Source organism: Faecalibacterium sp. Marseille-Q4137 (assembly GCF_017377535.1).
Taxonomy (GTDB): domain Bacteria; phylum Bacillota; class Clostridia; order Oscillospirales; family Ruminococcaceae; genus Faecalibacterium; species Faecalibacterium duncaniae.
The window spans coordinates 42094-62836 of sequence record NZ_JAFREK010000002.1 but is presented as its reverse complement, the minus strand read 5'-3'; the positions used below and the strand labels follow the sequence as shown (position 1 = coordinate 62836).

Sequence of the window (20743 nt, the reverse complement as noted above, 5' to 3'; positions counted from 1 at the left end):
GTGCAGGGAGAAATTTACTGCTTGCGTGCGAACACGATGCCGATGGTACCGGGGCCGGAATAGCCGCCGATGGTGGTGCCGATGTCGGTCTCGTAAACATTCTCAAAATTGCCGTACTGCCGCAGTCCGGCCTTGATGGCCTCCATGCAGCCGGGCTTTGCCTGGGTGGAAGAGATGAACACCATGCTGCGGTCGATGTCCTCCCGGTTCGCCAGCTGGTCGGTGATGTACTTGCCCACGCAGATGGGCAGACTGCCCCGGTACTTCCGCACGACTTTCAGTTCACCATCGATGACGGCCAGGCTGGGCTTGATGCCCAGAATGTTGGCCCCGAAGGCCAGCACGCCGGAGCAGCGGCCGCTTTTGGCCATGTAGTCCAACTGGTTGAGTACAAAGCTCAACTCGACCCGCTTGGCAAGGCCCTGTAAGCGCATGGAAATGTTCTTGGGCGGCAGGCCGTCAGCGGCCCACTTGGCTGCCTGCAGGACGAGATAGCCCTGCCCGGTGCAGATATTCTCGCTGTCCACAACATAGACGTTGCCGAACTCCTGCGCCGCCAGCCGGGCGTTCTGGAAGCAGGAGGAGAATTTGGAGCCGACATTGATGTGGATGACGGCATCGTAGTCTCTGGCAAAGGGGGCGAGGAAGTCGGTGTATTCCACCAGATTGGGGGCGGCGGATTTGGGCATTTTGCCGCCGTTCTGGGCATGGGCGAATACATCGGCGGGGTGGATGGTAACGCCGTCCAGATAGCTTTCCTCCCCCATGAGGATGTGCATGGGGATCAGGCTGATGTTCCACTGCCGGAGCAGCGCTTCGGACAGATCGCAGGTGCTGTCCGCAGTGATCTTGATGTTCAAAATGAGATTCCTCTTTTCCAGCCGCGCGTCCGGCGGCAGCGTGATAGTTCAAAATTTACAGCTATCATACCACAAATGCTTCAAAATTGTTAGCTATCAAGCCGATAAAAAATGTAAATCTTTTATGAAGTGTGCAAAAGGGGCGAAAATCCATGGGATATCTGTACAGTTGTCACAAAAATGTGCCGGAGTTTCTGGTTCTTTCCGAAAATTCGCTCGGAACTGTTTATTTTGTCGGCCAAAAATTATATAATAAGTAGTACACAAGAATTAAGATGGATTCGGTCTGCCTTGCGGCCGTTTGTTTATTGGAGGTTTGCCTGCTTATGTTCGTTACTGATTATACCATGCATCTGCTGGATCATGTAAAAAAGATCCACTTCATCGGCTGCGGCGGCAGCGGTATGTATCCGCTGATCCAGATCCTCACTGCCAAGGGATATGATATCTCCGGCAGCGATGTGCTGGACGGCAGCATCATCCGCTCGGAGCGGGAGATGGGCGTGAAGGTCAGCCTGGGTCATGCTGCGGACAACGTGATCGGCTCTGATCTGGTGGTCTACTCTGCCGCCATTGCCAAGGACAACGTGGAGCTGAACGCCGCCGCTTCCTATGGCATCCCCACTGTGGAGCGCAGTGTTCTGCTGGGCTATGTGAGCCGCCTGTACAAGGACAGCATCTGCGTTTCCGGCACCCACGGCAAGACCACCACGACTTCCATGATCACCACCGCACTGGAGCTGGCAGGTCGTGATCCCTCTGCAGTCATCGGCGGCAAGCTGCCCCTCATCGGCGGCTACGGCAAAGCCGGCAAGGGTGATGATATCGTCATCGAGGCCTGCGAGTTCTCCGAGACCTTCCTCAAGCTGACCCCCTATATGTCCGTGGTGCTGAACATCGATAACGACCATCTGGACTATTACGGCAGCATGGGCGAGCTGAAGTTTGCCTTCAAGCGCTTTGCCCTGATGACCCATTTTATGATCTTTGCCAATGCGGACGACAAGAACACCATGGATGTCATGTACACCCTGGACCGCCGCGTGCGTACCTTTGCCATTGACAATGCGGCCGACTATCGTGCTGTCAACGTGCAGGAGTACAAGCCCGGCTTCTTTGAATTTGATCTGAAGGAGTGGGATACCAATGAGCTGGGCCACATCCGTCTGGCAGTGCCGGGCCGCCACAACATTTACAATGCACTGGCCATGTGTGCTGTCTGCCGCTCTGTGGGCCTGACCGTGGAGGAGTGCGCCAACGCTGCCCTGAACTTCAAGGGGGCAGGCCGCCGTTTTGAGGTCTACGGCGAGTGCAACGGCGCAGTGGTCGTGGACGACTACGCCCACCATCCCACCGAGATCCGCGCGACCCTGAACACCGCCAAGGAGCTGGGCTACAATCGTGTCATCGCAGTCCATCAGCCGTTTACATACAGCCGGACCAAGATGCTGTTCAACGACTTTGTGGATGTGTTCAAGATCCCTGATATCACGGTGATCACCCCCATCATGGGTAGCCGCGAGCCCAACGACCCCACCATTACCAGCGCAAAGCTGGCGGCGCAGATCCCCAACTCTGTGCTGGTAGACAGCCTGGAGGCTGCCGCTGACTGGGTCAAACAGAACGCCCGGGAGGGCGATCTGGTCATCACTCTGGGCTGCGGCGATATCTATAAGGCCAGCAAGATGATGGTGAAAAAAGACTGATCGTAAGGACTGATTGTTTGGAATAGCTGAAAGCCGCCGGGTCAAAAACGCTCGGCGGCTTTTGGCTGCCGGACGTTTCACAGACCGAACTGGTCTGCAATACCACCCTGCGAAAGCGCCCTGCCGGGAGACCGGCGGGGCGTTTTTGCGCTATGGGATGGGCGTGATGAAAAATATCTCAAAAATTTTACACAAATCAGACCCGGAAGGGTGGCGGCTGGGGTGGGATTCTGCTATACTGATTCTGGTACGAAAAGGAGGAGAGAGGATATGCCATCTACGTATGCACACCGCCGCTTTGGTGCGGATGTTCTGGTGCAGCTGCCCAGGGAGCTGCGGGAAAAGATCACCCCGTACCGGCCGCTGTATGATATGGGCCTGCACGGGCCTGACCTGATGTTCTACTACCGGGCATTGCAGTCCAACCCCGTGAACCGGCTGGGCAACGCCATGCACGAGCAGCCGGGCCGGGTGTTCTTTACCCGGGCCCGGGGCGTGGTGAACACGGCCCGCAACAAGAATGCCGCGTTGGCCTATGCGCTGGGGTTCGTCTGCCACTTTGCACTGGACAGCACCTGCCACCCCTATGTGGAGCGCTACACCCGGGAAAGCGGTGTGAGCCACTGTGAGATCGAGACGGAGTTTGACAACCAGCTGATGCGGGAGGACGGGCTTGACCCGATGCACTTTTTCACAGCGGGGCATATCCGCCCCAACCGGGAGTTTGCAAAGATCATTGCGCCGTTCTACGAAAATGTCACGGCAGACGAGACCTACGGAGCCATGCGGGGCATGGTGCGGGTGCACCATCTGCTGCAGGCTACCAGCCCGGTCAAGCGCTGGGTGGTGTTGACGGCCCTGAAAGCGGCAGGTACCTATGATGTCATGCACGGGCTGGTGGCGAACCTCCAGCCCAATCCCCGGTGCGAGGCCAGCGACAAAGAGCTGGAAGCGCTGTATCAGCAGGCTCTCCCGCTGGCGGTGCGGCTCATCACGGAATATGTGGAAGGGCTCTCCAACGGCGCACCGCTGGACAAGGCCTATGACCACACCTTCGGAGAATTTTGAGAGGGATGCAAATGAACGAAGCAAAGCAAAAATTTCGCCTGACCGGCCTGGAACGGGCGTGGATCTTATACGATGTGGGCAACTCGGCGTTTGTGCTGCTGGTGGCAACGCTGATCCCCATCTTCTTCAACGCACTGGCTGAGGGGGGCGGCTTGAGCTCGGTGGAGTATCTGGCCTACTGGGGCTATGCCGCCTCGGTGGTCACAGTCATCACGGCGGTGCTCAGCCCGATCCTTGGCACACTGGCCGATACCCGCAACTTCAAAAAGCCCATCTTCACCTTCTGCGTGGCAGTGGGTGTGATCGGCTGCTGCGCCATGGGGATGGCAAGCACCTGGCTGCCGTTCCTGCTCATCTTCATCTTTGCCAAGGTGGGCTTTTCGGGCAGTCTGGTGTTCTATGATTCCATGCTCAGTGATGTGACTGTGCCGGACCGGATGGATGAGGTCTCCTCCAAAGGCTATGCCTGGGGCTACATTGGCAGCTGTGTGCCCTTTGTGATCTGTCTGGCGCTGGTGCTGGGGGCCGGGAGCATCGGCATCTCCCAGATGACGGCGCTGAACCTTGCTCTCTTTATCACCGCCGCCTGGTGGCTGGTGACCACCCTGCCCCTGCTGCGCCAGTATAAGCAGGTGCACTTTGTGGAGGTGCAGGAACATGCCATCCGGCAGAGCTTTGCCCGCATCGGTCACACCCTCCGCCACCTGAAAGAGGACAGGCAGGTGTTCTGGTTCCTGCTGGCCTTTTTCTGCTACATCGATGGTGTGTACACCATCATCGATATGGCCACGGCCTACGGCACGGCCCTGGGGCTGGACACCACCGGCCTGCTGCTGGCGCTGCTGGTCACCCAGATCGTGGCCTTCCCCTCGGCACTGGTGTTCGGGCGGCTGAGCGGGCAATACCCCTCGGGCACCCTTATCCCGGTCTGCATCGCGGCCTACGCGGGCATTGCGCTGTTTGCCTTTTTCCTGAAGCACCAGTGGCAGTTCTGGGTGCTGGCCGTTGTGGTGGGCATGTTCCAGGGCGGCATCCAGGCGCTGAGCCGGAGCCATTTTGCCAAGATCATTCCGCCGGAAAAATCGGGCGAGTACTTCGGCCTGTTCGATATCTGCGGCAAGGGCGCATCCTTTCTGGGCACCATGATCGTCAGTGTGGGCAGCCAGCTGACCGGCAGCGCCAATGTGGGTGTGGGCAGCCTGATCGTGCTGTTCATTGTGGGATTCGTGCTGTTCCGGGTGTCGGATCAAAAGTAAAAACAACCCTCTCAGTCAAAGCCTTCGGCTTTGCCAGCTCCCCCGAAGGGGGAGCCTTTTTCATGTCCCCGGAAGCTGGCTCACCCTCTCCGTCAGCGCTGGCGCGCTGCCACCTCTCCCGAAGGGCGAGGCCTTGGCAGTGATTGCAAAGTCTGTGGTTTCGTCAGAAGCTCCCCCTTTGGGGGAGCTGGCGCGAAGCGCCTGAGAGGGTGAGGACGCTCACCTTTTTTGTTCGTTGCGTCTTACCGGAAGGCGTGGTACAATAGGGCCAAACACTTTGAAAAAATATGACCCAAAGGAGAAACAACATGAACTATCCCGGTTATACGCTGGTGCGCCGCGAGGACTGCCCGGAGCAGCACGGTGTGCTGACGGTTCTGAACCACGATGTGAGCGGGGCCACTGTCCTGCTGGTGGAGAACGAGGACACCAACAAGGCGTTCGGCATCGGCTTCGGCACCTTCCCCTCCGACGACACCGGTGTGTTCCACATTCTGGAGCACTCGGTGCTGGCGGGCAGCGAGAAGTACCCCGTGACCTCGCCTTTTTTGCAGCTGCTCAAGAGCAGCATGGCTTCCTTCCTGAACGCCATGACCTTCCCGGACAAGACCGTGTACCCCTTTGCCACCCCCAACGAGACCGATTTCAAGAACCTGATGGATGTGTACCTGAACGCTGTGTTCTGCCCGCTGGCCATGGTGGACAAGGCCGTGTTCGAGCAGGAGGGCTGGCACCGGGACGCGGACGGCACGGTGAGCGGTGTGGTCTACAATGAGATGCAGGGTGCGCTGGCCTCCCCGGACGCGCAGCTGCAGAACGCGCTGGAGCGGGCCATGTTCCCGGATACGGCCTACGGCTTTGTGTCCGGCGGCGACCCGGCCTCCATCCCGGCCCTGACCTATGAAAAATACCAGCGGGTGTACCGCCGCCATTACAGCGCCGACAACTGCTGCATCACCCTGTACGGCAAGATGGATATGGCCGAGAAGCTGGCGTTTCTGGATGAGCACTACCTGAGCAGGATGCCCAAGGGAACCAGCCACCCCCGGCTGACGGTGCAGGATCAGCAGAACGGCGTGCGTGTGCACATCCCGTACTACACCGAAAACCCCGAGCCGGATCAGGTGCAGTGTGCGCTGGCCTGGTACACCGGCGCGTTTGCTGACCGGGAGCGCCAGCTGGGCGTGGAGATCCTGCTGGATGCCCTGCTGGGCACCAACCAGTCCCCGCTGAAGGCAGCTCTGCTGGAGCAGAAGCTGGGGGCGGATATTGACATTGGCTTTGACGACAGCACCCTGCAGCCCACGCTGGAGTTGGTGCTGCGGGGAGCCACCGCAGAGACTGCCCCCAAATTTGCAGCTGGCGTGAAACAGGCTGTGACCGACCTGCTGGCAGGGGGCATCCCCGAGGAGCTGCTGCTGGCCAGCCTGAACGCCATGGAGTTTGCCTCCCTGGAGCGCCCGGGCAGCCTGCCCGACGGTGTGCTGGATGCCATCTATGCCGCCACCGGCTGGCTCCACACCGGAGACCCGGCCCTGCTGCTCCACACCGACAAGCTGTTTGCTTCCCTGCGGGAGAAGCTTTCTACCGGCTGGTTCAATGACCTGCTGAAGGAGCTGCTGCTGACCGAGCCGGTGCAGGTGATCCAGACCCCGGCCCTGCCCAAGAAGGACGAAGAGGATGCTGCCCCTGCCCGCAACGACGGCAAGCTGGTGCTGGACCATCCGCTGACCGTGGCCGACCTGGGCGATGGTGACAAGAGCGCTGCCGGTACGGTGGAACCGCTGGCCGGTGCGGAGCTGCTGCACCACCCCTCCAAGGGCAGCCTGTATCTGAATTTCTACTACGATCTGGGCGAGTGCACCCCGGAAGAGGTGCAGTATCTTGACCTGCTGACCGATATTCTGGACGAGCTGGATACCCCCGAGCACACTGCCCGGGAGCTGCAGACCCAGCGCGCCACCTGGCTGGGCAACAGCATGGCCTGCATCAGCTTCTGGACCGGGCGGCAGGAGGGCAACCCCTGCCACGCAAAGCTTACCTGGAACATGAGCCTGCTGGAGCGGAATCTGGACAAGGCCATTGCGCTGGGCAGTGAGTACCTCTATAAGACCTGCCTGACCGGCCCCAAGGCCGAGGAAGCCTTTGCCCGGGTGCTGAGCCAGCAGAAGCTGAACATGGAGCAGCAGTTCATCCGGCAGGGCAACCAGTACGCTGCCGTGCGTGCCGCCGCCCACTACTCAGTGGAGTATGCCCTGAGTGAGCGGTGCAGCGGCGTGACCGGATACCACTTCCTGTGTAACCTGCTGGAACGGGCCGACTGGGCCGCCATGGGCAAAAAGCTGGAGGCGGTGCGGGAAAAGGTGCTGAACCATGCAGCCCTGACCGTCAGCCTGCATGGCAGCGAGGAAGCGCTGGAAAAGCTGCGTGCCCTGCTGCCCGGCAGTGCCTTTGCTGCCCAGGGCCGCACCGCTGCCAAGCCCTACACAGAGGTGCTGACGGCCCCCGTGAACGAGGCATTTATCATTGACGGCGGAGTGAACTATGATATCCTGACCTGGCCCATGGAGCGGCAGGCCGACCGCCGGGTGCTGGCCCGCATTATGAGCTACGAATACCTGTGGCACAACATCCGTGAGGTGGGCGGCGCTTACGGCACCGGAATGCTGACCCGTGCCCAGACCGAGGGACTGTACACCTACCGTGACCCCCACCTGACCGAGAGCTACGAGACCTTTGCCAAGGCCCCCGAGGTGCTGGCAGGCCGGGAGTACACCGAAAAAGACCTGACCGAGTTCATCGTGGGTGCGGTGTCCGAGATGGATTCGCCCAAAAAGCCCAACGCTGAGGCCAAGGAGCTGGACCGCCGGTACTTCTGCGGCATCACCGATGTCATGCTGGCCGCGGACCGCAAGGCCATGTGCAGCGTGACAGCTGAAACGATCCGGGCAGAGGCCGCAGACCTTGCAGACCGGATGGCAAACGCCACCCGTGTAGCCTTTGGCAGCAAGGACGCTGTGGAAGCAGGCAAGCAGCTGTTTGACCGCATCGAGACCCTGTAAGCAGAACCGAAACTGAATCTGTAACGAAAGCAGGCACTCTGCCTTTGCCCCGGACGGGGCGGGCGGAGTGCCTGCTTTTTTGCGCAAAAGGCGCTTCACGCACCTGATGTGTCTGCGCGTGAAAAATCCGGAAGAAAAACGGAGATTTCTGCACGGCGCGATACAGCGATGAAAAATGAGAAGTTATTTTATACGGATTGGATTCTATGACGCTAAAAGTACAAAACGGCCCTGAGAAAGTGCGCGCTGTTGCAGGGGACGAAAAGCTGGTATCCTTGTGCCAAGCCAAACAGAAAGGATGTGAGAACACAGGATGGCGCAAGCAAAACAGCCGGGCAGGGACAAGAGCCTTGCCAGCCTGCACAAGGCCACCGACACCCTGAGCACCATGCTGGCGCAGGAGGTCAAGGAACTGAACGCCCGGCAGAAGGTCCAGCGTGCCGATGGCTCCGACCCCGCCCTGATGAAGGGACTCAAGGAGGCCACGGCGGTGCTGAAGGATCTGGCCGCGGTGGCCAAGACCCTGAACGATCAGGGTGCGGATGCCGAGGCCCGGGCGTGCGGTGTGGTGCTTCTGCCAGCCGTGGAGGACGTATGAATGCAGAGATCGTATGGCGGCCCCAGCCCCGGCAGGCGGAGTTCATGCGCCGCCCGGAACCAGAAGCCCTGTACGGGGGCGCGGCAGGCGGCGGCAAGAGTGACGCGCTGGTGATCGAGGCCCTGCGGCAGGTGCACATCCCCCACTATCGGGGGCTCATCCTGCGCAAGACCTACCCCCAGCTCAGTGATCTGGTGGACAAGAGCATGGCTTACTACAAGCGGGCTTTTCCTACGGCGCAGTACAACGCCACCAGCCATGTGTGGGTGTTCCCCAGCGGGGCAAAGATCTACTTTGGTTCCATGCAGTACACCAAGGACCGCACAAATTATCAGGGCAAGGCCTTCGACTTCATCGGGTTCGATGAGCTGACCCATTTCGAGTGGGAAGAGTACAGCTATATGATGAGCCGCAACCGCCCTACCGGCCCGGGCACCCGGGTCTACCTGCGGGCCACCACCAATCCCGGCGGTGTGGGGCACGGCTGGGTGAAAGCCCGGTTCATCACGCCTGCCCCGCCCGGCACCCCCATTGTGGAACAGTTCCCGGTGCGGATGCCGGACGGAACCGAGAAGGTGCTGGAGCGGGCAAGGGTGTTTATCCCGTCCAGCGTGTTCGACAACCCCGCCCTGCTGGAAAATGACCCGGACTACCTTGCCAGTCTGGCAAGCCTGCCCGAAGCGGAAAAGCAGGCCCTGCTCTATGGCAGCTGGGACAGCTTTTCGGGGCAGGTGTTCACCGAGTGGCGGAACGACCCGGGGCATTATCAGGACCAGCGCTGGACCCATGTCATTGCGCCCTTTGCCATCCCCAGACACTGGAAGATCTACCGGGGGTACGATTTCGGTTTCTCGAAGCCGTTCTCAGTGGGGTGGTACGCGGCGGATGAGGAGGGCAGGCTTTACCGCATCAAGGAGCTGTACGGCTGTACGGGCCGCCCCAACGAGGGCCTGCGCATTGATCCGGTGGAACAGGCAAGGCGGATCCGGGAGGCAGAGCAGAACGACCCGATGCTCAAGGGCCGCACCATTCTGGGGGTGGCTGACCCCGCTATCTTTGATGAGAGCCGGGGCGAGAGCATTGCCGCCATGATGGAGCGGGGCCCCCATTTTCTCCACTGGGTCCCCGGTGACCACACCCGCCTGGCGGGGAAGATGCAGTTCCACTACCGGCTGGCGTTCGATGGGGAGGGGCGGCCCATGTTTCAGGTGTTCAGCACCTGCAGGCACTTCATCCGCACCCTCCCGAACCTGGTCTATGACGAGAGCAATGTGGAGGACATCGACACCCGGCAGGAGGATCACATTTACGACGAGTGCCGGTATGTGCTGATGGAAAATCCCATCTCCCCGCCCCGGCAGACCGTGCAGCCTCCGGTGGGGGATGACCCGCTGGAGCTGCACCGGAGGGCGAGATTTTACAGGGTATAGGCGGCTCACCCTCTCCGTCAGCGCTGGCGCGCTGCCACCTCTCCCGAAGGGCGAGGCCTTGGCAGTTATTGTAAAGTTTGCAGTTTCGTCAGAAGCTCCCACTTTGGGAGCAACGACGACGACCGCCGCCAGCGGCGGATTGAGGGAGGAGTTGTTGGGGCAGCGGCCAGCAAGGATGCGAACAGAGTGAAGCAGACGCTGGGAGCCGCAACCCGGCTGTGGGCGAGCGGAGCGAGACTGAGAGGGTGAGGAAGCTAACAAGAAAGGAGTAAGCAATGATCGATGAAAAGCCCCCCATCGGGGCAGAAGAGGTGGCCGAAGCCACTGCCATTTTACAGAAATACAAGGCTGGAAAAGCCGCGCTGGACAAACGCATTGTGGACAACGAGCTGTGGTTCCGGATGGGACACTGGAAGAACTACCAGAACCCCATGATGGAGGGCAAGCCCCAGCCTGCCAGTGGGTGGCTGTTCAACAGCATTGCCAACAAGCACGCCGATGCCATGGACAATTACCCGGCCCCCAACGTTCTGCCCCGGGCGGCAGACGATGCGCAGACCGCACAGGTGCTTTCCAGCATCCTGCCGGTGGTGCTGGAGCAGGCAGACTATGAGCAGGTGTACAGCGACACCTGGTGGCGCAAGCTCAAGCAGGGCACCGGGGTCAAGGGCGTGTTCTGGGACCCGGAGGCCCGGGGCGGCGTGGGAGAAATCGCCATCCGGCCCATGAACCTGCTCATGCTCTACTGGGAGCCGGGCGTGGCGGATATCCAGGCCTCGCCCCACTTTTTCTCCCTGAGCATGGAGAACAGCAAACAGCTGGAAAGCCGCTGGCCCCAGCTGAAGGGCCACAGCGCCAGTGTGCTGGATGTACCCCGTTTTCTCCACGACGGCGGGCTGGATACCACCGAAAAAAGCGTGGTGGTGGACTGGTACTACAAAAAGCCGGACGAGGCCGGACGCACCCTGCTCCACTACTGCAAGTTCTGCAACGGCGTGGTGCTCTACGCCAGCGAGAACGACCCGGCCCTTGCCGGGCGGGGCTTCTACGACCACGGAAAATATCCCTTCGTGTTCGACCCGCTGTTTATGGAAGAGGACAGCCCGGCGGGCTTTGGCTATATCGATGTGATGAAGGAATGCCAGACCGCCATCGACAGGATGAACCATGCCATGGATGAAAATGTCCTGCTGGCATCCAAGCAGCGGTATGTGCTCAGCGACACGGCGGGCGTGAACGAGGAGGAACTGGCAGATCTCAGCCGGGACATCGTCCATGTGGCCGGGCGGCTGGGAGACGAGAGTTTCCGCCCATTGCAGACCGCCGGTTTGCAGGGGAACAGCCTGAGCTACCGCAACAGCCGCATTGAGGAGCTGAAGGAGATCAGCGGAAACCGGGATATGACCCAGGGCGGCACCGCAGGCGGCGTGACGGCGGCAAGTGCCATTGCGGCCTTGCAGGAGGCGGGCAGCAAGCTCTCCCGCGATATGCTCAAGAGTGCCTACCGGGCCTTTGCAAGGGAGTGCTACCTCATCATTGACCTGATGCGGCAGTTTTACGATGAGGAGCGGGTGTTCCGCGTCATCGGGCCTGCCGGAGGCAGGGAGTTCGTGCCCTTTTCCGGGGCAGCGCTGCGTGCCCGCCCCATGGGGCTGATGGGCGGCGTGGAGCTGGGAAGCCGGGAACCGGTGTTTGATATCGTGGTGAGCGCTGAGAAGAAATCCACCTTCAGCCGCCTTTCCCAGAATGAGACGGCGAAGGAGTGCTACCAGCTGGGTTTCTTTGCACCCCAGAATGCCGACGCGGCCCTGGCGGCACTGGAGATGATGGACTTTGAGGGCATCGAAAAAGTGCGCCAGAGGGTGCGGCAGAACGGCACGCTGGCACAGAAGCTGACGGCGGCCCAGATGCAGATCGCGCGGTTCCACGAGAAATTGAGCGGCGCGGAGGAAAATCTGAGCACACGAGCATTGGCGAAAAACCTCTCCGGCGCTTTGCGCCAGCTCTCCTGACAGGAGAGCCAGGTTCACGCTGCTGCTGGCTTGTCTCCCCTATGAGGGGAGGTGTCACCGCAGGTGACGGAGAGGTTTTACATGAGAAGGAGGCAGAAATGATCAAGGTGAATTATACGGAATTGGACGGCCCTTACGGCCCGGCCATGCGTCTGGAGGCGGCGGGCCATGCAGGCTATGCCCCGGCAGGGCAGGATATCGTGTGTGCCGGTGTCAGCACCCTGATGCAGGCACTGGTCAGCCTGCTGGCGGGCGAGGAAAACGCCCACAGCGATGCTTTTGACGAGCCCGATGGCCCCCGCCTGACGGTGACTGCCGCCCGGCCCTGTACCGCATGGGTCGAGGGGGCCTTTGAGCTGGCCAAGGCGGGCTTTGCCCTGCTGGCCGAGCGCTACCCGGACAATGTACGCTTTGCCGACCGGAGTGCCCGGGGCAAGCAGGAGATGATGGACCTGCAGCTGTTTGCTGACGGCGGCGAAGCGGCTGCCCCTGCCCTGAGCGCGGCCCAGGAACAGCAGGCTGTGGCATCGGGTACCATGAAGCCCGGTGAGAAAGCGGACGCAAGGCAGGAGACGACCGCCCCGGAGGGGGAGAAGGAGGTGAAAGAGACCGAACCGGTCAAGGCAGAAGAAGGGCAGGAACAGGAACCGCCCCGCCCTGCGCTGCCAAAACGTTTCCCGGGAAGCCAGGCTGTGGATGCCCTGCACCGGCGCTGGGCTGCGGAGGAGGCCATGATGCGCCGGGCAGTGCCGGAGTTTTCCCTGCAAAAGGAGCTGGCAGACCCCGAGATGCGCCGCCTGATGCAGCTGCCCGGGATGCGGATGCTGGATGCCTACCGGCTGGCCCACTACGGGGATGCCATGCGCCAGACTGCCCGCACCGTGGAGCAGGGCGTGGTGGAGCGTATCCGCCAGCGCGGGGCGCGCCCTGCTGAAAACGGCACCCACCCCGGCAGCGCCGCCGTGACCGGTGCGGATGTGAACCGGATGACCCGCAGCCAGCGGGAAGCGCTGGAACGTCAGGCACTCCATGGTGCAAAGATCAGTTTTTGAGGAAAAACCCTCTCACCGCTTCGGTCTGGCTTTGCCAGCGCCTTGCGGAGCTCCCCCGAAGGGGGAGCTTGAAATCAATGAAAGAAAGGATAATGACTATGAACAACTTCAACATTCAGCTGTTTGCCGAAACTCCCCTGAACTCCACCACCACCATGACCCCGGAGATGAAGACCTTCTACGAGAAGCGCCTCATCGACCAGGCAGAGCCCCGGCTGGTGCATGACCAGTTTGCGGATTACTATCCTGTGCCCCAGAACGGCGGCAAGACCATCGAGTTCCGCAAGTACGACAGCCTGCCCAAGGCTTCCACTCCGCTGACCGAGGGCGTGACCCCGGACGGTCAGGCCCTGAACGTGACCACCATCACCAGCGACCTGCACCAGTATGGCGGCTGGACCCCGCTGACTGACGTGCTGCAGATGACCGCCATCGACAACAATGTGGTGCAGGCCACCCGTGTGCTGGCAAGCCAGGCGGGCCGCACCATGGACAGCATCACCCGTGATGTGCTGGCGGGCGGCACCAATGTGCTGTATGCCCCCAAGCAGAATGCAGACGGCACCGAAACGGAGGTGAAGAGCCGCAAGGAGCTGGACAAGACCTGCACCCTGACCCCGAAGCTGTTCTTCCGGGCGGCGGCGCAGCTGGGTGCCATGAACGCGGATCCCATCGGTGACAGCTACATTGCCATCATCCACCCCTATGCCGCCTATGACCTGAAGACCTGCAGGGAATTCATTGAGGCGCACAAGTATGCTGACCCTGAGACCATGTACCGCGGCGAGATCGGCAAGCTGGGCAACATCCGCTTTGTGGAGACCAGCGAGGCCAAGATCTGGAAGGACACCACCTGTCCCAGCGGTCTGGCCGTGTTCGGCACGCTGGTGCTGGGTGCCCATGCCTACGGTGTGACCGAGCTGGAGGGCGGCGGCCTGGAACACATCGTCAAGCAGCTGGGCTATGGCGACGACCCGCTGAACCAGCGCGCTTCCGTGGGCTGGAAAGGGATGCGCGCCGCCGAGCGTCTGGTGGAGCAGTACATGGTGCGCATTGAGAGCGTATCCAGTTATTCGGAGAATGCGAGTGCCAACTGAACCTCTCAGGCGCTTCGCGCCAGCTCCCCCAGTAGGGGAGCCCTTGGCAAACCGGGCAAGCCCTGCTGGATGAACGAAACTAGGCGAGGCGTAAAAGGCAGTGCCCCTGCGACAGAGGGCAGAAAGGATGAAAAATGGACAAGAAAAACGTAAGGATCCGGCTGTTCAAGGACAACAGCCGGTACAAAGGCGACCTGTTTGTGAGTGTGAACGGCGTGAGCTATAAGATCCGCCGTGGCGTGGAGGTGGAAGTGCCGCCCGAGGTGGCAGAGGTGCTGGAGCACAGCCAGGTGCAGGATGAGCGCACCGCTGCCCGCATTGCCGCCGCCGAGAAGATCGCGGGGTGAGCGCATGACAGTGGGACAGGCTCTGGAACGGGCCGAGGAACTGCGGCCGGGCTGCAAGGTGGACGGCTGCACCCGGCAGCGCTGGCTCTGTGAGGAGGACGGGATGCTGCGGGCCCTGCTGTTCTCCGCCTGCGGGCTGCGGGCCGGAGTGGGGGCAGACCTTGCCTGGCCTGCGGAGGGCGGTCTGGACGATGCCGTAGAGCTGCTGGTACCCGTGCCTTTTGATGCGCTCTACCCGCATTACCTCTGCGCAAAGCTGGATGCTGCCCTGGGCGAGACGGAACGTTACGCCGGGGAGCAGGCCCGGTATAACAGCATTCTGGCCGAGCTGAGCGCCTGGCTGCGGCGGCGGGCAAAGCCGAAACGCGGTGCGCAGTGGCGGTGGTGAAAGGGAGGAAAGTGGATGCTTCTGACAAATCGGACCGGTGTGAAGAACACCCGGGATCTGCTGCGGGCCTTTGGCGGCCTGAACGAGACCTACGGCTGCACCGAGGCTGAGTACAGCGGGGGAATGAATTTTTCGGCCCGGGATTTCCCGGCCCTGAGCACCCGGCTGCCCCGCCGCAGGCTGCAGGAGCTGGCCGGGCTGAACGGGATGTATCACCTGAACGGTCTGCTGACCGTCTGCGGGCAGGACCTGGTTTATACCCCGGACGAGGCCCCGGCCCAGCCCGTCACCGTGAAAAATGCCGTGGCAGACAGCCGCAAGACGATGGTGGGCATCGGAACAAAGATCCTGATCTTTCCGGACAAGGTGGCGTTCGATACGGCTGACGGCAGTGCGGCCCCGCTGGGTGCTGCTTGGGAGGCGGGAAGCCTGAGCGTGAGCTTTGCGCCCTGTGATGCTTCGGGGAATACCTACGAGGTGAAGGACAAGGGCACGAAGGAGCCGGAACACCCGCAGGACGGCCAGCTGTTTCTGAAGCTGAACGAGCCGGACAAGCCCTATTCCGCAGAGAACACGCTGGAGGTGTACAGCGAGGCTTCGGGCAACTGGACGGTGATCCCGCTGGACTACTGCCTTGTGACCGCTGAGGGCATCGGGGCGGAGTTCCGGGTGTGGGATACCGTGACCCTGACCGGTACGGGGGCTGAACAGGCAGGCCAGTGGGCCGGGCTGGACGGCGACCGCATCGTGTACGGTGTGACCGAGACCACCCTGCGCCTGCGGGCTGACCCGGGCGGCGAACACTTTTACGGCAGACTTGTCCACAATGGCAGCAGTGCTGTCTGGGTGAGCATGGACGGCACACAGCGGGAAGAGCATTTCCCGGCGGAGGGTGTGAAGGTGGAGCGCCGGGTACCCGACCTTGAGTACCTGACCGAGTGCGACAACCGGGTGTGGGGCTGTTCCAGCAGCGAGAATGTCATCTACGCCTGCAAGCTGGGCGACCCCACCAACTGGTTCTCCTACCGGGGCATTGCGGCAGACAGCTATGCCGTGACCGTGGGCAGCGACGGCCCCTTTACCGGCGCGGCCACCTGCATGGGCTATGCGCTGTTCTTCAAGGAAAACACCCTGCACAAGCTCTACGGCTCCAAGCCCTCGGATTTCCAGCTCAGCTCCCTGCGCTGCCGGGGCGTGGCCAGAAACGCGGCCCGCAGTCTCTGCGTGCTGAACGAGACGCTGTACTATCTCTCGCCCGACGGCGTGATGGCGTGGGACGGCAGCATCCCGGCCAAGGTGTCGGCGGCGCTGGATGCCGGGCGGCTTGCCAATGTGAAGCAGGCTGTGGGCGGAGCGCTGGATGGCCGGTATTATCTGCATGTCAGCCGGGAAAACGAGGTGCGTCTGCTGGTCTATGATACCGAGCGGGGCCTCTGGCACGAGGAGGATGTCTGCTCCTTTGAGATGGCCAGCACCGGCGGGCAGCTCTATCTTTGGGATGGCCGGGCGCTCTGGGCCGCTGATCCCAGCCGGGAAGCGGCAGGTCAGAGAAGCGAGGGAACGGAACAGGGCGTGGAGTTTGCCCTGACCACCGGAGATCTGGGGTTGGACAGCCCCGAGGAGCGGTACCTATCCCGGCTGACGCTGCGGCTGGATGCCGCCTGCAGGAGCCGGGTGACTGTGGAAGTGAGCTATGACGGCGGCCCCTGGGAGAACGCCGCTGCCCTGACAGTGGAGGGCCCGCGCCGCAATTGTGATTTGCACCTTGTGCCCCGGCGGTGCGCCTCGCTCCGGCTGCGGCTGTGGGGCTATGGGCAGATCACCCTGCGGAGCCTGGCCAAGACCTTCAGCGGGGCAAAGGGAAACTGGATGGAACTGGAGGGATGAACCATGGCAAGCATTGCGGGCCTGGGCAAGATCGGCCTGCCCAGGCTGAGTGAGAATATGGACCCGGAGGATGCCCGGGCCCTGCGGAATTATCTGTACCAGATGCAGGAGCAATTGCAGTATGTGCTCTGCAATCTGGACACGGAGAATTTCTCGGAGGAGCTGCGGGGCAGGCTTTCCGGCAGTTTGGGAAAGGAGGAGACATGAGCGAGAAAAAGAAGCAGGAGTACACCACAGGCGGGCTGAAAAACCGGCAGGATGTGGAAAACGCGCTGGCTTCGGCAGAGTACCGGCCCTCGCAGGAGGTGACGGACGCGGCCAGCGACCTGAAGCAGTGGCAGGCCAACCGCCCCGGCGATTACGAGAGCGCCTATCAGGGCCGCATTGACGGCCTGATGGAGGATCTGCTGGACCGGAAGGAATTCAGTTACAGCTATGGTGCCGACCCACTGTACCGCCAGTACGCCCAGCTGTACACCCAGAATGCCCAGAACGCCAGTGCCGACGCGGCGGCGCAGGCCGCTGCCCTGACCGGCGGCTATGGTTCCAGCTACGCGGCCAGTGCGGCCCGGCAGGCATACCAGCAGCAGATCGGTGCACTGAGCGAGGCCATCCCCACGCTGTACCGGCTGGCGCTGGATACCTACCAGAGCGGCGGCGATGCCTTGGTGGAGCAGATCGACCAGCTGAACGGGCAGGAGCAGAATGCCCAGCAGAAGTATGAGCGGGAGCTGGCGGATTACTACACCCAGCTGGAACAAAAGGGCGATGCCTACAACACGGCTTACACCCAGGATTACGGGCGCTATCAGGATTATCTGGGCCAGTTGGACAGCCTGTACGGTTACTACGCGGCACAGGAACAGCAGGAGGCGGCCCGCCGCCAGCAGGGCTTCAACAATGTGATGACCGTGCTGGGCCTTCTGGGCGATGCGGCCCAGCTGGCCATCACCGGCACCACGGGTCTGGGCAGCATGGCAGGCAGCCTGCTGAACACCGGGTACAACATCTATGCAGGCAACCGAGCCTATGAAGCCGAACGGGCCGACACGGCGTGGAAGCAGAAAATGCAGGAGCAGCTGCGGCAGGATGAGCTGGCACAGCAGCAGTACAAAAACGAGCAGGCGCAGCAGGAATATCAGGACAAACTCCGCCAACAGCAGGTCAGCAATGCCCTTGCGGCAGAGCGGCTGGACCTGAGCAAGAGCCAGTGGGCAGCCAAGCAGGAAAAGGCCAGCCGGACTGCCGAAAAAGCCAGCGCCGATGCAGCGGCGAAGCGCGGCAGCCTGACGGGTGACACCGGCCTGAAGGTGGGCAAAAGCGGCGTTTCCAGCGGCGGCACCGTGCCGTACAGCGCGGCGAGGATGCGCAGTCAGGGCCGCAGTGATACGGCCATCCGCACCCAGCTGCTCAAGGAGGGATACTCCAGCAGCGAGGTCAGGAAGATCATGCAGCAGCTGAACAGCTGAAAAAAGGGGAGGGCAACCGTGAAGGTGCTCTCCCCTTTGCGCTATGCCCGGACATCCCGTTTTTTCAGCAGGAGCCATGCCAGAAGGAACATCGTCCCCAGCCAGAAGATGCAGCTGAAGGCAAACAGCCCGTAGCTGCCAGCCAGAGCATCCGCACTTTTGTTGGAGTTCATACCCAGCTGCATCAGAGAATAGGGCCACAGGATTCCAAAGCCTTTGGAGCTGATAAAGATGCCGGTAATGCCGCCCAGCAGCCCCAGAAAAATGGGCACGGCAAAGCTGCGGATGACCATGGCCAGCACCAGCTGTGCGGTAATGACAGCCAACGCACCCAGCAGTCCCCGCAGTAAAAACAGAGGTAATGTGACCGGCGGCAGCCCGGGCAGATGGGCAAATACCTTGCCGCAGAACACGAACAGCGCAAACACAAAGCCATGGGTCAGCAGCGCCAGCTTTGTCACCACCGCAAACTTTGCTGCAAACAGGTCCAGCGGCGGTACGGGGCTTGCCATGATCAGGTTCCAGTTGTGCCCCAGATGTTCCAGCCGCCACAAGTAGGCAGCATAGGTGGCTACCATGGCAGGGAAGAAGAGCATGGAATAAAACAGGGTGTGCTGGGTCCACAGGCTATACCAGCCGTCGGTGAGGATCTCAAGATTTTGCAGATAATTGAAGGTGCCATAGGTGGCCGAAAGAATGGGCAGCACAAAGAACATTGCCCAGATGGGGGATGCGTGGAGTTTGCGGTTCTCCGCAAGAATACAGCGTTTCAGCATGGTTTTATACCTCCTCGTCCTGTACCTTGCGCCACGCAAGGGCAAACAGCACAGCGGCCAGCGCAAGGGTGAAGGCCAGCAGCACCCAGTTGAAGGGGCGGGTGCCGTAGGTGACGGTGTGGGTGGCCTTGTCCCAGTTCGCCACTTCGTAGGCGCTCAGAGGGATGTAGTACCCAAAGGGCACAAAGTAACTGGCAAGCGGCGGCATAAAAGCAGAAAACAGCCCCACCAGCGCCCCGACAATGCCCACGCAGAGCGCCGGCAGGGGATTGCCCACCCACAGCATCAGCAGAAATTCCCCAAAGAAGAGCATTGCGTCCACAGCCAGCGTGCAGACGAACAGATAGCATAGCTGCCCAGTGGGAAAGGCTTCGGTATAACCATGAACGCGCCCCAGCACCGGAACGCAGGCCAGCTCCAGCACCGTGACCAGAAGAACTTCCAGCACTCCAAAGACCGCCTTGCCTGCAAACAGGCTGCGGCGGCTCTGCAGGGTGTAGAGCAGCTTTGTGGTGTTGCCTTTGATCTCCATATCCCACAGCCGGGAGGCCAGCACTGCCATCATTACCGGCATCAGAATGGCTTCAATGACGGGCAGGCTGTAAAGCAGGGCGCTGTAACCGTTGGCAAGCTCCTCCGGGTCTGCCGGGGCAAGGCCGCCCACCCACAGCACGACAATGCCGGGGATGAGCAGGCAGAGAGCAAGGTCGTGCCGATGGTGGGCTTTTTGCAGTTCTGCACGGAAAGCTGCCATCTTACGCCACCTCCCCGCTGGTCTGGGTCAGGCTGAGGAAGATATCCTCAAGGCTCTTTGTCTGGGCCGTCAGGCCAACCACACCCACGCCGCTTTCGGCAAGAGTACAGACCAGCGCCGCCAGCGCTTCGTCCGGCAGCGGGGGCAGCTGCAGGGTGTCCGGCTGATCTGCCGGTGCAGCGGCTTTTACTCCCTGCTGCTGCAGGACGGCTGCGGCTTTGGGTGCGTCCAGCACCCGCAGCAGAATGCCGCCCCGGCTGTGCTTTTGCAGTTGCTGCAGAGAACCCTCGAACAGCAGCCTGCCGTGGTTCAGGATGCCCACCTGATCCACCATCTGCTCGATTTCGCCCAGCAGGTGGCTGGAGATCAGCACGGTGGCTCCGGTGGTCTGGGGCATGGAAGCAATCAGACTGCGCATCTCCTGAATGCCTGCCGGGTCCAGTCCGTTGGTGGGTTCATCTAAAATCAACAGTTTGGGGCTGCCCAGCAGCGCCATGGCAATGCCCAGCCGCTGTTTCATGCCAAGGGAATACTGCCCCACCTTCCGGTCAGCGTCTTTGGTCAGGTGCACGATCTCCAGCACCCGGCTGATGTCCTTTCGGTCCACATCCTTCAGGTCAGCCACGATGGAAAGGTTTTCCCGGGCGGTCAGGTGCAGGTAACCGGAGGGGGATTCGATCAGACTGCCGGTCTGCCGCAGCAGGGCAATGCGGTTTGCTTCGTTCAGGGTGTGCCCCAGCAGTTCCACACTGCCGCCGGTGGGGTGTACAAGCCCCAGCAGCATCTTCATGGTGGTGGATTTGCCCGCACCGTTGGGGCCTAAAAAGCCGTAGACACAGCCCTCCGGGACAGTCAGGTTCAAATGATCCACCACCGGACGGCCATGGTAGCTTTTGCAAAGGGCATGGGTCTCAATCACAGGTTTCATAAATGGTCTCCTTTCGCATTCACGGTTTTCGGAACGATGCCAGAATACACCCG

At 61.3% G+C, this 20743-nt stretch carries 18 protein-coding genes; 14 read left to right on the top strand and 4 right to left on the bottom strand.

Translation table 11 applies throughout. The annotated features are described in order from the left end of the window. Positions 1-14 precede the first annotated feature (14 nt). Positions 15-860 carry a DegV family protein gene (locus tag J3353_RS01340; RefSeq protein WP_097770415.1) on the bottom strand — a complete coding sequence of 282 codons (846 nt, stop codon included), beginning with the start codon at positions 858-860 and terminating at the stop codon, positions 15-17. Between the two features lie 326 nt (positions 861-1186). On the opposite strand from J3353_RS01340, the gene murC reads away from it, so the two are divergent. From murC to J3353_RS01270, 14 genes are all read left to right on the top strand, one after another. Continuing rightward, complete coding sequence (murC, locus tag J3353_RS01335) at positions 1187-2566, top strand: UDP-N-acetylmuramate--L-alanine ligase (protein WP_035393696.1); 1380 nt, start codon at positions 1187-1189, stop codon at positions 2564-2566. Positions 2567-2836: 270 nt separating this feature from the next. After that, positions 2837-3634: a zinc dependent phospholipase C family protein gene (locus tag J3353_RS01330; protein ID WP_005931300.1), complete on the top strand. Its 798-nt coding sequence runs from the start codon at positions 2837-2839 to the stop codon at positions 3632-3634. 5 nt (positions 3635-3639) lie between these two features. Next, on the top strand, positions 3640-4890 hold the full coding sequence (locus J3353_RS01325) for an MFS transporter (protein WP_207683934.1): 1251 nt from the start codon (positions 3640-3642) through the stop codon (positions 4888-4890). 308 nt (positions 4891-5198) lie between these two features. Beyond that, positions 5199-7952, top strand: a complete 2754-nt coding sequence (locus J3353_RS01320) for an insulinase family protein (protein ID WP_242700803.1) — start codon at positions 5199-5201, stop codon at positions 7950-7952. Between the two features lie 313 nt (positions 7953-8265). After that, positions 8266-8550, top strand: a complete 285-nt coding sequence (locus tag J3353_RS01315) for a chemotaxis protein (RefSeq protein ID WP_207683932.1) — start codon at positions 8266-8268, stop codon at positions 8548-8550. After that, on the top strand, positions 8547-9980 hold the full coding sequence (locus J3353_RS01310; protein ID WP_156058448.1) for a phage terminase large subunit: 1434 nt from the start codon (positions 8547-8549) through the stop codon (positions 9978-9980). The genes J3353_RS01315 and J3353_RS01310 overlap by 4 nt, the downstream gene beginning before the upstream one ends. Before the next feature lie 275 nt (positions 9981-10255). Further along, positions 10256-11992 (top strand): hypothetical protein, encoded by a 1737-nt coding sequence (locus tag J3353_RS01305; protein ID WP_207683931.1) that lies wholly within the window; start codon positions 10256-10258, stop codon positions 11990-11992. A 98-nt stretch (positions 11993-12090) separates the two neighbouring features. Further along, a complete protein-coding gene (locus J3353_RS01300) occupies positions 12091-13044 on the top strand; it encodes a ribosomal-processing cysteine protease Prp (protein ID WP_207683930.1) in 954 nt (317 codons plus the stop codon). A gap of 98 nt (positions 13045-13142) precedes the next feature. After that, positions 13143-14141, top strand: a complete 999-nt coding sequence (locus tag J3353_RS01295) for a N4-gp56 family major capsid protein (protein ID WP_082210765.1) — start codon at positions 13143-13145, stop codon at positions 14139-14141. Positions 14142-14275: 134 nt separating this feature from the next. After that, positions 14276-14488: a hypothetical protein gene (locus tag J3353_RS01290; protein WP_097770405.1), complete on the top strand. Its 213-nt coding sequence runs from the start codon at positions 14276-14278 to the stop codon at positions 14486-14488. A gap of 4 nt (positions 14489-14492) precedes the next feature. Next, the gene (locus J3353_RS01285) at positions 14493-14876 is read left to right on the top strand and encodes a hypothetical protein (protein ID WP_207683929.1); all 384 of its coding nucleotides are present in this window, start codon (positions 14493-14495) and stop codon (positions 14874-14876) included. A gap of 15 nt (positions 14877-14891) precedes the next feature. Beyond that, positions 14892-16763, top strand: a complete 1872-nt coding sequence (locus J3353_RS01280) for a hypothetical protein (RefSeq protein WP_207683928.1) — start codon at positions 14892-14894, stop codon at positions 16761-16763. 3 nt (positions 16764-16766) lie between these two features. Then, entirely contained in the window at positions 16767-16970 is a 204-nt protein-coding gene (locus J3353_RS01275; protein ID WP_005931258.1) for a hypothetical protein, read from the top strand. Further along, on the top strand, positions 16967-18232 hold the full coding sequence (locus J3353_RS01270) for a cell envelope biogenesis protein TolA (protein WP_207683927.1): 1266 nt from the start codon (positions 16967-16969) through the stop codon (positions 18230-18232). Before J3353_RS01275 ends, J3353_RS01270 begins: the two co-directional genes overlap by 4 nt. Before the next feature lie 41 nt (positions 18233-18273). Here J3353_RS01270 and J3353_RS01265 read toward each other — a convergent pair whose 3' ends face one another. The 3 genes from J3353_RS01265 to J3353_RS01255 are packed head-to-tail and all read right to left on the bottom strand — an operon-like array spanning position 18274 to position 20690. Next, positions 18274-19008: an ABC transporter permease gene (locus tag J3353_RS01265; RefSeq protein ID WP_207683926.1), complete on the bottom strand. Its 735-nt coding sequence runs from the start codon at positions 19006-19008 to the stop codon at positions 18274-18276. A 4-nt stretch (positions 19009-19012) separates the two neighbouring features. Beyond that, a complete protein-coding gene (locus J3353_RS01260) occupies positions 19013-19762 on the bottom strand; it encodes an ABC transporter permease (RefSeq protein WP_207683925.1) in 750 nt (249 codons plus the stop codon). Position 19763: 1 nt separating this feature from the next. Further along, complete coding sequence (locus J3353_RS01255; protein WP_120021016.1) at positions 19764-20690, bottom strand: ABC transporter ATP-binding protein; 927 nt, start codon at positions 20688-20690, stop codon at positions 19764-19766. Positions 20691-20743 lie beyond the last annotated feature (53 nt).

Bases quoted from the DNA above. Each gene is read 5' to 3' on its own strand.
- murC (WP_035393696.1), top strand. From the start codon at position 1,187: ATGTTCGTTACTGATTATACCATGCATCTGCTGGATCATGTAAAAAAG.
- J3353_RS01330 (WP_005931300.1), top strand. From the start codon at position 2,837: ATGCCATCTACGTATGCACACCGCCGCTTTGGTGCGGATGTTCTGGTG.
- J3353_RS01325 (WP_207683934.1), top strand. From the start codon at position 3,640: ATGCAAATGAACGAAGCAAAGCAAAAATTTCGCCTGACCGGCCTGGAA.
- J3353_RS01320 (WP_242700803.1), top strand. From the start codon at position 5,199: ATGAACTATCCCGGTTATACGCTGGTGCGCCGCGAGGACTGCCCGGAG.
- J3353_RS01315 (WP_207683932.1), top strand. From the start codon at position 8,266: ATGGCGCAAGCAAAACAGCCGGGCAGGGACAAGAGCCTTGCCAGCCTG.
- J3353_RS01310 (WP_156058448.1), top strand. From the start codon at position 8,547: ATGAATGCAGAGATCGTATGGCGGCCCCAGCCCCGGCAGGCGGAGTTC.
- J3353_RS01305 (WP_207683931.1), top strand. From the start codon at position 10,256: ATGATCGATGAAAAGCCCCCCATCGGGGCAGAAGAGGTGGCCGAAGCC.
- J3353_RS01300 (WP_207683930.1), top strand. From the start codon at position 12,091: ATGATCAAGGTGAATTATACGGAATTGGACGGCCCTTACGGCCCGGCC.
- J3353_RS01295 (WP_082210765.1), top strand. From the start codon at position 13,143: ATGAACAACTTCAACATTCAGCTGTTTGCCGAAACTCCCCTGAACTCC.
- J3353_RS01290 (WP_097770405.1), top strand. From the start codon at position 14,276: ATGGACAAGAAAAACGTAAGGATCCGGCTGTTCAAGGACAACAGCCGG.
- J3353_RS01285 (WP_207683929.1), top strand. From the start codon at position 14,493: ATGACAGTGGGACAGGCTCTGGAACGGGCCGAGGAACTGCGGCCGGGC.
- J3353_RS01280 (WP_207683928.1), top strand. From the start codon at position 14,892: ATGCTTCTGACAAATCGGACCGGTGTGAAGAACACCCGGGATCTGCTG.
- J3353_RS01275 (WP_005931258.1), top strand. From the start codon at position 16,767: ATGGCAAGCATTGCGGGCCTGGGCAAGATCGGCCTGCCCAGGCTGAGT.
- J3353_RS01270 (WP_207683927.1), top strand. From the start codon at position 16,967: ATGAGCGAGAAAAAGAAGCAGGAGTACACCACAGGCGGGCTGAAAAAC.
- J3353_RS01265 (WP_207683926.1), bottom strand. From the start codon at position 19,008: ATGCTGAAACGCTGTATTCTTGCGGAGAACCGCAAACTCCACGCATCC.
- J3353_RS01260 (WP_207683925.1), bottom strand. From the start codon at position 19,762: ATGGCAGCTTTCCGTGCAGAACTGCAAAAAGCCCACCATCGGCACGAC.
- J3353_RS01255 (WP_120021016.1), bottom strand. From the start codon at position 20,690: ATGAAACCTGTGATTGAGACCCATGCCCTTTGCAAAAGCTACCATGGC.